Raw genomic sequence first — 12945 nt, 5'->3', positions numbered from 1 at the left:
CGGTGTCGACCGACTAGTGGGATTCGTGCTCCGTGGCGGGCTCGACGAGCTCGACGAGCACCCCACCGGCGTCCTTGGGGTGCACGAAGTTCACGCGCGACCCCGCGGTGCCCCGCCGCGGGGCGTCGTAGAGCAGCCGCAGGCCCTGGGCGCGCAGGGCCTCCGCGCTGGCCTCGACGTCGGTGACCCGGTAGGCCACCTGCTGCAGGCCGGGGCCGTTCCGGTCGATGAACTTCGCGATCGTCGACGACTCCGACAGCGGCGCCAGCAGCTGCACCGCGGGGCCGGCGTCGTCACCGGGCGCGTGCAGCATCGCCTCGCGCACGCCCTGCTCGTCGTTGGTCTCCTGGTGGGTGGCCACCAGGCCGAGGTTCTCGGCGTACCACGCAATCGCCGCGTCGAGGTCGGGCACCGCGATCCCCACGTGGTCGATGGTGGTGATGCCGCTGCCGGCCAGCCGGCCTGCCCCGTCGGATGCCATGGCGGGCAGGGTAACGGTCTGAATCGAAGTATTCGTCCCGTGACGCAGCGCACGCTTGGGATATCTTGCAGTCTCGGCCCGGCCGTGGGCCCACCGCTCGGTAACCTCGCACGCCGTGGACCTGGACCGGCTCGTCACCGACGCGCGGGAGGGCGTGCCGCGCGCGGTGGCCCGCCTGATCTCCCTGGTGGAGGACGGAGGGGTGGGCGGGGACGAGACACCGCTGCGCGAGCTCGCGGCCGCGCTCGCCCCGTACACCGGCCGGGCGCGGGTCGTCGGGCTCACCGGCTCGCCCGGGGTGGGGAAGTCGACGACGACGTCCGCCCTGGTCAGCGCGCTGCGGGCCGACGACCGGCGCGTCGGGGTGCTGGCCGTCGACCCCAGCTCGCCGTTCTCCGGCGGCGCGCTGCTCGGCGACCGGGTGCGCATGGGCGAGCACGCGACCGACCCGGGGGTGTTCATCCGGTCGATGGCGACCCGCGGGCACCTGGGCGGGCTCGCGGCGGCGACGCCGCAGGCACTGAGGGTGCTCGACGCCGCCGGGTGCGACGTGATCCTGGTCGAGACGGTGGGGGTGGGCCAGTCGGAGGTCGAGGTCGTGGCCCTGGCCGACACGACGGTCGTGCTCCTCGCCCCCGGGATGGGTGACGGTGTCCAGGCGGCCAAGGCGGGGATCCTCGAGGTCGCCGACGTGTTCGTGGTGAACAAGGCCGACCGCGACGGCGCGGACGCCACGGTGCGCGAGCTGCAGCACATGGTGTCGCTGAGCCGCCGCGAGGTGTCGGGCCCCTCGTGGCGCCCACCGGTGGTGCGCACCGTGGCCGCGGCGGGGCAGGGGATCGACGACCTCGTCGCCGCCCTCGACGACCACCGCGCCTGGATGGCCGACCACGACCGCCTCGCCGAGGGACCCCGGCGCCGGGCGCGCGCGGAGATCGAGGCGATCGCGCTGGCCGACCTGCGGGCGCGCATCCGCGAGCTCTCGGGCGACGCGGCGCTGGGCGGGCTGGCGGAGCGGGTCGTCGCCGGCGAGCTCGACCCCTACGCCGCCGCCGACGAGGTCGTGGCGTCGGTGCGCGGCTGAGCGTGGTGCGGGGTGGTGGGTGGTGGCTCGCGAGGTGTGGGAACGAAGGTCACCTCCGCTGCCTGGCAGGCAGCGGAGGTGACCTTCGCTGCGACCCGGCGACGGCGTGCGTCGAGCAGCGAAGGACGCCCTGGCTGCCTCGCAGGCAGCGGAGGTGACCCTCGCTGCGACCCGAGGCGACATCAGCGCAGGACGCCGGCGGCGGGCAGGGCCACCGAGAGCCAGGGGATGACGACGCCGACGGTCGGCACGACGACCACCGCGGCCGCCGCGAGGTAGGTCCCGGTCGCGAGGGCCCGGCCGCCGCAGCGGCGCGCCCGGACGCGCTCGAGGCGCGCGCCGACCTCGGTGTCGCCGGTGGCCAGGAACGCCTCCAGCGCGCCGGCCATCGCGGTGTCCGAGCAGCGGGCCCGGCCGGCGTCGTCGGCGAGCATCTCCAGCAGCAGCCCGACGGCGTCGCGGGCCTGGCGGCTGCGCACGAGCACCGGGAACGCCTGGTGGAGGGCGACGAAGCCCTCGCGGACGAGGTCGTGGCGGGCGTCGAGGTGGGCCTGCTCGTGGGCGAGGACGGCGCGGAGCTCGTCGTCGTCGAGCGTGTCGAGGGCGGCCTCGGTGACGACCACCCGCGGCGCCCGCCCGGGCACGCAGTAGGCGAAGGGCACCGCGCCGTCGAGCACGCGCAGCACCGTCTTCGCGCCCGCTCCGCCGACGAGCGCGCTGCGCTCGGCGCGGTCGAGCAGGTCGACCATGTCCCGGTGGCGCGCCCGCCGTCGCCGGGTGCGCACCGCGAGCAGCAGCAGCACGCCGAGCAGGCGTAGGACGATGAGCCCGGCGAGGACCGCGGCGACGGCGACGGCGACCACCATCGCCGTGCCGCGCCGCTGCTCGGGTCCGAGGGCGCGCAGGAGCTCCTCGGGCGCGGCGAGGGCGCTGCCGACGGCGGCGAGCACGGCGGCGAGCGCGATGGCCTGCCACAGGACGATGGCGGCCCGGGGCACGCGCTGGGGCCACCGGGCGCGCGCGAGCGCGGAGGGGACGGGGCCGGCCAGCGCGAGGGCCAGCACGGCCAGCCACACCGAGGCCATGGTTGCCCAGTCTGGGCCGGTGCGGGCTAGATCACGACTCGGGGCCGCGTTCTTCCCCGTCGGTGCGCGGCTGCGGCACCTCGGGGAGGCCCGTCGGGGCGGGTGCGGCCTGCAGCGCGGCGCGCAGCGCGGCCGCCTCCTCGGGGCCCACGCGGTCGACGAACGCGACCAGCGCGGCCGTCCGGTCCTCGCCGACGTCGCCGAGCGCGTCGAGCATGAGGGACGCCGCGAGCTGCTCGCGGGTCGAGGCCGCCACGTAGCGGTAGGCCTTCCCGTCGCGCTCCTGGCGGACCACGCCCTTCTTGGCGAGGCGTCCGAGGACCGTCATCACGGTGGTGTACGCGAGCTCGCGATCGAGCCGGTCGTGCACCTCACGGACGGTCAGCGGGCCGGGAGCGGCCCACAGCTGCGCCATCACCGCGCGCTCCAGCTCACCCAAGGCCACGTCACACATCCTAGACGGCGATCCCCTTGCCAACGCAACCCGTCGTACTACGCTTGGTCGTAGATACGACGCAGCGTCGTAGGTAGGAGGGTCGACGATGACCGCCCTGGAGCTGTCCCGACTGCAGTTCGCCGTCGTGACGGTGTACCACTACCTGTTCGTCCCGCTCTCGATCTCGCTCGCGACGCTGACGGCGCTGCTGCAGACCCAGGCCTACCGCCGGCCCGCCGACCCGCGCTGGCAGCGCCTCACGCTCGTCGCGGGCAAGCTGCTGATGATCACGTTCGCGGTCGGCATCGTCACCGGGCTGGTCCAGGAGTTCCAGTTCGGCCTGTCCTGGTCGGCCTTCGCCCGCTTCTACGGCGACGTCTTCGGGCCCACGCTCGCGATCGAGGGGATGCTCGCCTTCTTCCTCGAGGCGACGTTCCTGGGGCTGTGGTGGTTCGGCGCCGACCGGCTGCCGCGGCGGGTGCACCTGGCGACCATCTGGATCGTCGCGGTCGGCACCCTGATCTCGGCCTACGTCATCCTCGCGGCCAACGCGTTCATGCAGAACCCGGTGGCCTACACGCTCGACCCGGAGACCGGGCGGGCGCGGCTGGGCAGCTTCGCCGACCTGCTGACCAACCAGGTCGTCCTCGCCGCCTTCCCGCACACCATCGCCGGGGCCTTCGCCGGCGGCGGCGCCCTGCTGCTCGCGATCGGCGCCTGGCGGGCCCGTCGCGGCGACCCGGACGGCCGGTGGCGCCTGTTCACCCGTGTCGGGGCGTGGACGACGCTCGCCGGCGGCACGCTGGTCGCGCTCACCGGCGACCTGCTCGGCAAGGTCATGACCCAGGTCCAGCCCATGAAGATGGCGGCGGCCGAGGCCCTCTACGCCACCCAGGCCGGCGCGCCGTTCTCGCTGTTCGCCGTGGGCGCGCCCGGCGAGAAGGAGCCGTTCTTCTCGCTCGACGTCCCGTGGCTGCTCTCGTTCCTCGCCACCGGCGACCCGACGGCCACCGTGCAGGGCATCGACGACCTGCAGGCGCAGTACGTCGCGCAGTTCGGCCCCGGCGACTACGTCCCGGTCGTGCCGATGGCGTACTGGAGCTTCCGGTTCATGATCGGCTTCGGCGTGCTGGCGACGATGGTCGCGGCGTGGGTGCTGTGGCGGACGCGGCGTTCCCGGGACCTGGCGCCCGGGCCCGGCCTGGCCGGGCTCGCCGACCGGTGGCTGCTGCGCCTGCTCTGGACCGTGCCCGTGCTGCCCGCCCTCGCCGCGACCGCCGGCTGGCTGTTCACCGAGACCGCCCGCCAGCCGTGGCTCGTGTTCGGGCTCTTCCGGACCGCCGACGGCGTGTCGCCGGGCCTGACCGCCGGCGAGATCGCGGCCTCGCTGGCCGGGTTCGCGCTGGTCTACGGCGTGCTCGCCGTCGTCTGGGTCCGGCTGGTGCTGCGTGTGGCCCGGACCGCGGGTGACGACCCCGCCCCCGTGACCGAGGCCGACGACACCGCCGACCGCCCGCTCGTCCCCTCCTACTGACGGAGCCCGTCATGGACCTCCCGACCCTGTGGTTCGCCCTGGCGGTCACCTGCTGGGTGCTGTTCTTCGTCCTCGAGGGCTTCGACTTCGGCGTCGGCGTGCTCGCCCCGGTGCTCGGGCGCGACGACCACGAGCGCGGTGCCGGCGTCACGACGATCGGGCCCGTGTGGGACGGCAACGAGGTGTGGCTCGTCGCCGCGGTCGGCGTGACGTTCGCGGCGTTCCCCGACTGGTACGCGGCGCTCCTGAGCGGGCTCTACCTGCCGTTCGTGCTGGTCCTGCTCACGCTGGCCGCGCGCGGGGTGGCGCTGGAGTTCCGCGGCAAGGGCGGGACGGCGCGGTGGCGCGCCGCCTGCGACGCGGTGCTCGCGGTGTCGTCGCTGCTGACCGCGGCGCTGTGGGGCGCGCTGCTGGGCGTGCTCGCGACCGGGCTCGCGCTGGGTGCCGACGGCGAGGTCGTGGGCAGCGGGCTCGACCGCACGCTCGGTCCGCTGGTGTCGCCCCCGGCGCTGCTCGGGGCGGCGCTCGGGATCGGGGTGTCCCTGCTGCAGGGCGCGACGTTCCTGGGCCTGCGCACGACCGGCCCGCTGCGCGCCCGGTCGCGGACGGCGGCGCTGGGCACCCTGGTCCCGGTGGCCGTGCTCGTCGCGGTCGTGGCGCCGCCCGGGCTGGTGGCGGTGGCGGTCGTGGCGGCGCTCGTCGTGCTCCGGCGCGAGGTGCTGGCCTTTGCCGCGGCCTCGGTCGCGGTGGGGGTGGGCGTCGTCGCGGTCCTCGCCGCGCACCTGCCGGCCGTGCTGCCCAGCACCCTCGACCCCGCCTTCTCGCTGACCGTCGACGGCGCGGCGGCGAGCCCCGGCGCGCTGCAGCTGATCACCGTCGCCGCGGTGGTCGTGCTGCCCGGGGTGATCGCGTACCAGGCGTTCTCGTACTGGGTGTTCCGGCGGCGGGTGGCGAGCGAGCGGGTGGTGTCGTGAGCAGGGCTCGCGGGCCCGTCGATCCCCGCCTGCTGGCCCTGGCGCGCGGGGCGGCCGGCGGGGTCGCGGGGCTCGTCGCGGTCGGCGTGGCCCGGGCCGCGGGCACGGTGGCGGCGGCGCTGGCCGCGGCGAGCGTGGTGACGGCGCTGGTCACCGGCCCGGGCGTGGTCCCGCGGGGGGCGGTCGCGGTGCTCGCGGGCGTCGTCGTCGCCCGGGCGGTGCTGGCGTGGCTCGAGCCGTGGCTCGCGGCACGAACCGGCGAGGCGGTGGTCGAGCGGGAGCGCGAGCGGCTGCTCGAGCACCTCGGGCACGACGACGACCCGGCGATCGTCCCGCTGGCCGGGCACGGGGTGGACGCCCTGCGCGGCTGGTTCACCGGGACGCTGCCGGCGCTGGTGCTGGCGGTCGTGCTGCCGCCGGCGGTGCTCGTCGTCCTCGCGCTCGCCGACCCCACGTCGGCGCTGGTCGTGGCGGCGACGCTGCCGCTGGTGCCGGTGTTCGCGGTGCTGCTCGGGTGGGCGGCGCGCGCCCGCGCCCGCCGCGAGTGGGCGGCGGGCGAGCGGCTGGCGGGGCACTTCCTCGACACCGTCACCGGGCTCGCGACCCTGCGGCTGTTCGGGCGGTCCCGCCGGGCGGTCGACGCCGTGGCGGAACTCGGCGAGCGGCACCGCGTGGCCGCGACGCGCGTGCTGCGCGTGGCGTTCCTGTCGTCGACGGCGCTGGAACTGCTGGGGACGCTGTCGGTCGGGCTCGTGGCGGTCGGTGCCGGGGTGCGGCTGGTCGAGGGGACGATGGCGCTCTACCCGGCGCTCGTGGCGATCCTGCTCGCCGGCGAGGCCCACCGGCCGCTGCGCGAGGCGGGCGCCCGGTTCCACGAGGACGCGCGCGCCACGGCCGTGCTGGACGAGCGGGACGCGGTGCTGGCTCCGGCACGCCTGTCGTCCCTGGTGCGCTCCACGGCGGTGGGCCGGGCGCGGGTGCGCGTCCGTGGTCTGGAGGTCCGCCACCCCGGACGGCGGGCGGCGACGCCCTCGGTGCCGGCGCTCGACGCCGACGGGGGCTCGCTGGTGGTCGTCGCCGGACCCTCGGGCGCGGGCAAGACGACGCTGCTGCGCGCGCTCGCGGGGACGCTCGACGACGCGGCGGCCTCCGCGGGCACGGTCGAGGTGCGCGGGCACGTGGTCGTGCTCGGCCAGCACCCGCAGCTGCCGCACGCGGCGACGGTGCGCGAGGCGCTGGGGGCCGGGTCGGCGGACCTCCTGCGTCGCCTGGGCCTGGAGGTGGACCTCGACGTCCCGCTCGCCGAGGGCGGCCGCTCGCTCTCGTCCGGACAGCGGCGGCGCCTGGCCCTGGCGCGCGTGCTGGGCGAGGCGTCGGCGGACCCCGCGGGCACGGTGGCGCTGCTCGACGAGCCCACCGCCCACCTCGACGCCGACGCCGAGCGGGCGGTCGTCGCCGAGCTGCGCGCGCTGGCCCGGCGCGGGGCGCTCGTGCTCGCCGTCGCCCACCGCCCGGCCCTGCGCGACGCCGCCGACCGGGTCGTGGAGCTGGGCGCGCCGGGTGGTGGTGCGGGCTCGGAGGCAGCGAACGGGCGGTTCGCTGCTTCTAGGCGCACCAACGGCGCGTTCGCTGCGGCAGCCGCCGCGCCCGAGGTTCGAGCGAACGGGGACTTCGCGCGCGTAGAAGCCGCGAACAGCGCGTTCGCTCCCACACCCGCCCGCCCCGCCGACCGCCGGGGGCTCCCGCTCGCGATCCTGCTCGGGGTGGGCGCGGCGGTGGCGGGCGTGGCGCTGACGGCGTCGGCGGCGTGGCTGATCGCGCGCGCTGCGGCCCAGCCGCCGATCCTCACCCTCTCGATCGCCGTGGTCGCCGTGCGCGGGTTCGCGATCGCGCGGCCGGTGCTGCGCCACCTCGAGCAGGTCACCGCGCACGCCGACGGGCTGGCGCGGATGGTCCGGTGGCGCCGGCGGGTGGTGGCGGCGCTGGCCGAGCGCGTGCCCGGTGCGGTCGCCGGGCGCCGGGGCCACCTGCTCGCGCGGGTCACCGACGACGTCGACGTCCGCCTCGACGGCCTCGTGCGCGGGGTGCTGCCGCTGGCGGTGGCGGCGCTCGCGCTCCCGCTGCTCCTCGCCGCCGCGACCCTCGCCGGCGGGACCGTGGCCGCCGCCCTGCTCCCGGGCCTCGCCGTGGCGGCCCTCGGCGCGCCGCTGGTGGCGGCGCTCGCGGCCCGGCGCAACGCGCCGGCGCTCGAGCACGGCGTCGACGACCTGCGCGCCGCGGTCGTCGAGACCCACGCCGCCCGCGACGAGCTCGCCGCCCGCGGCCCCGAGGCGCTCCGGGACCGCCCGCGCACCGCCGCCGCCGCGCTCGCCCGGGCCCGGCGGCGCGAGGCCCGCGGCGGCGCGCTCGCGGGCGCGCTCGCCCAGCTCGGGCTCGGCGCGGCCTCCGTCGCCGCCGCCCTGGCCGCGCCGGCGAGCACGTCGCCCGAGCTCGCCGCGGTCGCCGTCCTCGCACCGCTCGCGCTCGGCGAGACGGTGCTCGCCCTCCCGGCCGCCGCGGCCGCCGTGGTCCGGGGCCGGCGCGCCCGCGCCCGCCTCGCCGCGCTCGAGGCGCCCGCCCCACCGGCCCGCGAGCCGGGGAACACCACGATCGCCCCCACCGGCGACCTGCGCCTGCGCGGCGTCACCGCCGGCTGGGGCGCCCGGCCCGCGCTGCGCGACCTCGACCTCGACCTGCCCGCCGGGCACCGCCTCGGCGTCACCGGGGCGTCGGGGTCGGGCAAGTCGACGCTGGCCGCGGTGCTGCTGCGCCTGCTCGACCCCTGCGCCGGCACCGTCACCCTCGGCGGCGTCGACGCGGCCGCCGTGCCCGGGGACCGCTGGCGGCGCCGCGTCGCCCTCGTCGGCGAGCACGACCACGTCTTCGCCACGACCCTGCGCGAGAACCTGCGCTTCGCCGCGCCCGAGGCCACCGACGCCGACCTCGTCGCCGTCCTGCACCGGGTCCGGCTCGGCGCCTGGTGCGCGGGACTCCCCGACGGCCTCGACACCTGGCTCGACGCCGGGTCGGTCTCCGGCGGCGAGCGCCGACGCCTCGCCGCGGCGCGGGCGCTGCTCGTCGACCCCGCCGTGCTGGTGCTCGACGAGCCGACCGAGGGCCTCGACCCCGCGACCGCCCGCGCCCTGGTCGCCGACCTCCTCGACGCGGGCACCGGGCGCACCGTCGTCCTGCTCGCCCACCGGGGCGAGGGGCTCGACCTCGTCGACGAGGTCCGCCACCTCGTGGACGGCGCGCTGACGGCGCCGCGGGCTCAGGCGAAGTCGCCCGCCGCGTGACGCACGCGGGCGAGCAGGCCCGTCAGCGCCTCGACCTCATCGTCGTCGAGGCCCACCAGCCCGAAGTCGATGGCGGTCACCGACGCCGTCGCCGCCGCGCACAGCTCCCGGCCGTCGTCGGTGATCTCCACCAGCGTCGTGCGGCCGTCGGTCGGGTGCGGCCGGCGGGCGACGAGGCCCGAGGACTGGAGGCGGTCGACGATGTTGGTGATCGAGGTCGGGTGCAGCTGCAGCCGCTCGCCCATGATCCGCATCGGCAGCGACCCGGCCCGCGAGAACCGCAGCAGCACCAGCGCCTCGTAGCGCGCGAACGTCAACCCGTGCGGGCGCAGCGCGCCGTCGACCGCGTGCTGGAGGATCTGCTGGACCCGCATCACGCTCGTCACCGCGGCCATCGCCCGCGGCTCGCCGATCCGCTCGCCCCACAGCGACGCGGCCCGGGCGATCGGGTCGAACGGCAGCGGCGTGGACGCGGTCATGACGTGGGCGAACCTAGCAGCGGGACCGTGGCAGAGTGGTGTCGTGATCGTCGCGTTCAGCGTGTCCCCGTCCGGTGTCGGCGTCGACGGGTCCGCCGGCGAGGACGGCTCGGTGTCCGAGGCCGTCGCCGCGGCCGTCCGGGTCGTCCGCGAGTCGGGGCTGCCCCACGAGACCTCGTCGATGTTCACCTCGGTCGAGGGCGAGTGGGACGAGGTGATGGACGTCGTGCGCCGCGCCACCGAGGCCGCCGGCCGCTACGGCTCGCGCGTCTCGCTCGTGCTCAAGGCCGACATCCGCCCGGGCCACACCGGCCAGATGCAGGCGAAGGTCGCGCGGGTCGAGGAGCGGCTGCAGGGCTGAGCAAGGCGCCTGCGGACAGTGGCAGACTTGGGTCCGTGGCACGTCCCGATTCCCGCCAGGCGGCGCAGGCCGCTGCTCTCTCCTCCGCGATGGCCGGGGCCGTCGACCTCTCCGGCCTGAAGGCCCGTGCCGAGGCCCGGCCCTCGTCGTCCGCCGCTCCCCAGCGCCCCGCCGGTCCGCCGGCCGAGGGCGCCGCGCCAGCCGCCGGCGCACCCGTCACCGTGATCGACGTCGACGAGGCGTCGTTCCAGGCCGAGGTCATCGAGCGCTCGATGACCGTGCCGGTTGTCGTCGACCTGTGGGCCGAGTGGTGCGGGCCGTGCAAGCAGCTCTCGCCGGTGCTCGAGAAGCTGGCCGCCGAGGGCCGCGGCGCGTGGGTGCTCGCGAAGATCGACGTCGACGCGAACCCGCGCATCTCGCAGGCGTTCCAGGTGCAGTCGATCCCGATGGTCGTCGTGGTCGCGGGCGGCCAGCCCGTCACGTCGTTCCAGGGTGCCCAGCCCGAGCCGCAGCTGCGGCAGTGGATCGCCCAGCTGCTCGACGCGCTGCGTGAGCAGATGCCTGGCATCGCCGAGGCCGAGGCGCGCGCCGACGGCGGTGCGGTCGAGCCGGCCGAGGAGCCCGAGGACCCGCGCTTCGTCGCCGCCGAGGACGCCCTCGAGGCGGGCGACTACGCGGCCGCCACGCAGGCCTACGAGCAGATCCTCGCCGGCGAGCCGGGCAACGCCGAGGCCCAGGCTGCGCTCGCGCAGGTGAAGTTCCTGCAGCGCGCCGAGTCGGCCGACCCGTCGGCGATCGCCCGCGCGGACGCCGCGCCCGACGACGTCGACGCGCAGATCGCCGCCGCCGACGCCCAGATCGCGGCGCAGGACGTCACCGGGGCGTTCGACCGCCTGGTGCAGATGGTGGCCCGCACGGCCGGCGACGAGCGCGACCGCGCCCGCACCCACCTCGTCGAGCTGTTCGAGCTCTTCGGCGTCGAGGACGAGCGCGTCACCACCGCCCGCCGGGCCCTGGCCCGCGCGCTCTACTAGGACGGGCCGCCGGCCCCGTGACCCTCTACTAGGACGGGCCGCCGGCCCCGTGACGTGCGGTTCTCCGGCGAGGATGCTGGATGGGCGGCCACGGGCTCGCCGCGCACGACGCCGCCGCGCGCCACCGCGCACCGCCGCCCCTCACGGGCGGACCCGGCCGCGGCGAGGAGCGTCCGATGCAGGAGAAGGCGACGGAGGTCCGGCTGGCGGAGGTCCTCGGGGCTCTGTCCCTGGGCATCGACCTCGGGTTCGGCCAGCCGATGGAGCACGTCCAGCGTCAGTGCCTGATCGCGATGCGGCTCGCGGACCGGCTCGGCCTCGACGAACGGGCTCGGGCATGCGTGTACTACACGGCGCTGCTGGTGAACATCGGCTGCCACTCCGATGCGCACGAACAGGCCAAGTGGTTCGGCGACGACATCGCGCTGCGGTCCGGCAAGTACGTCCACGGACTGCACGGCGTCCGCGCGGCCGCCTCCGGTGTGCGGCTCCTGGGGTCGGGGGCCGAGAACGTGGTGCACCGGTTGCGCATCGGGCTCGAGTTCGTCGTCTCGGGACACCGGGAGGTGGACGACATGATCGCCCACCACGCGGCGATGGCGCGCGTCCTCGCCGAGGAGCTGGGTCTGCCGGACGAGACCGGGGAGACGCTCCTCGCGTCGTACGAGCAGTGGGATGGCGGGGGATGGCCGGGGCACCTCGCCGGCGACGACGTCCCGATCGGTGCCCGCATCGTCGCCGTCGCCGAGTTCACGGAGGTCGCGCACCGCATGGGCGGCGTGGGGGCGGCGCGGGCGCTCGCGCGCCGGCAGAGCGGTCGCCAGTTCGACCCCGCCATCGCCGGCATCGTCCTCATCGACGCCGACCTGCTCTTCGCCGACCTCGACACGACGGACACCTGGGACGCGGTGATCGCCGCGGAGCCCGCGCACGCCGTGGTCCTGTCCGGGGAGCGCTTCGACGCGGCGCTCCTCGCGATCGCGGACTTCGTGGACCTCAAGTCGCCGTACACGCTGGGCCACGCGCGTGCGGTCGCCGACCTCGTCGCTCGGGCCGGTGCACAGCTCGGGCTGACCGCCGATGAGGTGCGCATCCTGCGCCGGGCGGGTCTCGTCCACGACCTCGGACGCCTCGGGATCTCGAACGCCATCCTCGACAAGGCGGGACCGCTCGGCGCCGGCGAGCGTGAGCGGGTGCGCATGACGCCCTACGTGACCGAGCGCATGCTCCGCCAGTCGGGCCCGCTGGCGCCGCTCGGGGTGATCGCCGCCCAGCACCGCGAGCGGCTCGACGGTTCGGGTCATCCCCACGGACTCGCCGGCGGTGCCATCTCCCGCGCGGGCCGCCTCCTCGGGGCGGCCGACGCGTACTGCGCGATGCGCGAACCGCGGCCCTACCGCGCGGCGCTGTCGGGCGAGGCCGCCGCGGCGGAGCTGCGGGACGACGTGATCCACGGCCGTCGCGACGCGGAGACCGTCGAGGCGGTCCTGCGGGCGGCCGGACACCGGGTCGCCGCCCGCCGCGACGGACCGGCCGGGCTGACGGGCCGCGAGGTCGAGGTCCTGCGCCTGCTCGCCCGTGGCATGACGAACAAGGACATCGCGGCGTCCCTGACGATCTCCGCGAAGACGGTCGGGAACCACGTCGAGCACATCTACGCCAAGATCGGGACCTCGACCCGTGCCGCCGCTGGGCTCTTCGCCACCAAGCACGGGCTGCTGGCCGACGGAGCCGTGGTGTGAGCGCCGGGCTCACGCCCCCTGCCGAGCCATGTTCCGCGTGATGACCTCGTTCACCCGGGCCACCTCCTCTGCCGGGCTGAACATGACCCATGACGTACCCGCCGCGACGCGGGGTGTGTGGCCCGGCGGGGTGTAGAACGCGTCGCCCCGACGGAAGATCTCGACGTGGTCCGCGAAGGTGAACGTCAGCTCTCCGTCGGTCACGTAGCCCCAGTGCGGGCAGGGGCAGCGATCACCGGGCAACCCCGTGAGGAGGGGCGCCAGGTCCGCGGCCTCTCGGACGTCGAGAAAGCTGATCTCGTACCCGTCCACCACATCCTCGTGCACCTCGCCGACGCCGATGTCCTCCACCGTCGCCGCGCTGTCCTTCGAGACCTTCGACATGGCCGCCTCCTGGTTG

Annotated in this window: 12 protein-coding genes; 7 read left to right on the top strand and 5 right to left on the bottom strand. The window is 76.4% G+C overall.

The features are described from left to right. Positions 1-13: 13 nt before the first annotated feature. Positions 14-481: a methylmalonyl-CoA epimerase gene (mce, locus tag PH190_RS14400; protein ID WP_274232210.1), complete on the bottom strand. Its 468-nt coding sequence runs from the start codon at positions 479-481 to the stop codon at positions 14-16. A 115-nt stretch (positions 482-596) separates the two neighbouring features. Between mce and meaB the strand changes: the two genes are divergently transcribed. Next, positions 597-1565, top strand: a complete 969-nt coding sequence (gene meaB / locus PH190_RS14395; protein ID WP_274232209.1) for a methylmalonyl Co-A mutase-associated GTPase MeaB — start codon at positions 597-599, stop codon at positions 1563-1565. A 182-nt stretch (positions 1566-1747) separates the two neighbouring features. Here the strand turns inward: meaB and PH190_RS14390 are convergent, their stop codons facing one another. Continuing rightward, on the bottom strand, positions 1748-2650 hold the full coding sequence (locus tag PH190_RS14390) for a M56 family metallopeptidase (protein WP_274232208.1): 903 nt from the start codon (positions 2648-2650) through the stop codon (positions 1748-1750). 31 nt (positions 2651-2681) lie between these two features. Beyond that, positions 2682-3104 carry a BlaI/MecI/CopY family transcriptional regulator gene (locus tag PH190_RS14385; RefSeq protein ID WP_274232207.1) on the bottom strand — a complete coding sequence of 141 codons (423 nt, stop codon included), beginning with the start codon at positions 3102-3104 and terminating at the stop codon, positions 2682-2684. Between the two features lie 88 nt (positions 3105-3192). Here PH190_RS14385 and PH190_RS14380 point away from each other — a divergent pair, with 88 nt between their 5' ends. From PH190_RS14380 to cydC, 3 genes are read left to right on the top strand one after another with little or no spacing between them, the layout of a single operon-like run. Then, entirely contained in the window at positions 3193-4620 is a 1428-nt protein-coding gene (locus PH190_RS14380) for a cytochrome ubiquinol oxidase subunit I (protein ID WP_274232206.1), read from the top strand. 11 nt (positions 4621-4631) lie between these two features. Further along, the gene (gene cydB / locus PH190_RS14375) at positions 4632-5594 is read left to right on the top strand and encodes a cytochrome d ubiquinol oxidase subunit II (RefSeq protein ID WP_274232205.1); all 963 of its coding nucleotides are present in this window, start codon (positions 4632-4634) and stop codon (positions 5592-5594) included. Then, positions 5591-8929: a thiol reductant ABC exporter subunit CydC gene (gene cydC / locus PH190_RS14370; protein WP_274232204.1), complete on the top strand. Its 3339-nt coding sequence runs from the start codon at positions 5591-5593 to the stop codon at positions 8927-8929. Before cydB ends, cydC begins: the two co-directional genes overlap by 4 nt. Here cydC and PH190_RS14365 read toward each other — a convergent pair. Beyond that, entirely contained in the window at positions 8905-9408 is a 504-nt protein-coding gene (locus tag PH190_RS14365; RefSeq protein ID WP_274232203.1) for a MarR family winged helix-turn-helix transcriptional regulator, read from the bottom strand. The two genes, cydC and PH190_RS14365, sit on opposite strands and share 25 nt — an antisense overlap. Positions 9409-9451: 43 nt before the next feature. Here PH190_RS14365 and PH190_RS14360 point away from each other — a divergent pair, with 43 nt between their 5' ends. From PH190_RS14360 to PH190_RS14350, 3 genes are all read left to right on the top strand, one after another. Next, a complete protein-coding gene (locus tag PH190_RS14360) occupies positions 9452-9769 on the top strand; it encodes a thiamine-binding protein (RefSeq protein ID WP_274232202.1) in 318 nt (105 codons plus the stop codon). Positions 9770-9858: 89 nt separating this feature from the next. After that, entirely contained in the window at positions 9859-10803 is a 945-nt protein-coding gene (locus tag PH190_RS14355; protein WP_274232280.1) for a tetratricopeptide repeat protein, read from the top strand. 80 nt (positions 10804-10883) lie between these two features. Further along, positions 10884-12545, top strand: a complete 1662-nt coding sequence (locus PH190_RS14350) for an HD domain-containing phosphohydrolase (RefSeq protein WP_274232201.1) — start codon at positions 10884-10886, stop codon at positions 12543-12545. Between the two features lie 9 nt (positions 12546-12554). Here PH190_RS14350 and PH190_RS14345 read toward each other — a convergent pair whose 3' ends face one another. After that, positions 12555-12929: a cupin domain-containing protein gene (locus tag PH190_RS14345; protein ID WP_274232200.1), complete on the bottom strand. Its 375-nt coding sequence runs from the start codon at positions 12927-12929 to the stop codon at positions 12555-12557. Between the last annotated feature and the right edge of the window lie 16 nt (positions 12930-12945).

Source organism: Actinomycetospora straminea (assembly GCF_028737255.1).
GTDB lineage: Bacteria > Actinomycetota > Actinomycetes > Mycobacteriales > Pseudonocardiaceae > Actinomycetospora > Actinomycetospora straminea.
Note: the sequence above shows the minus strand (reverse complement) of the source record. Positions and strands in the feature narration are given on the sequence as shown.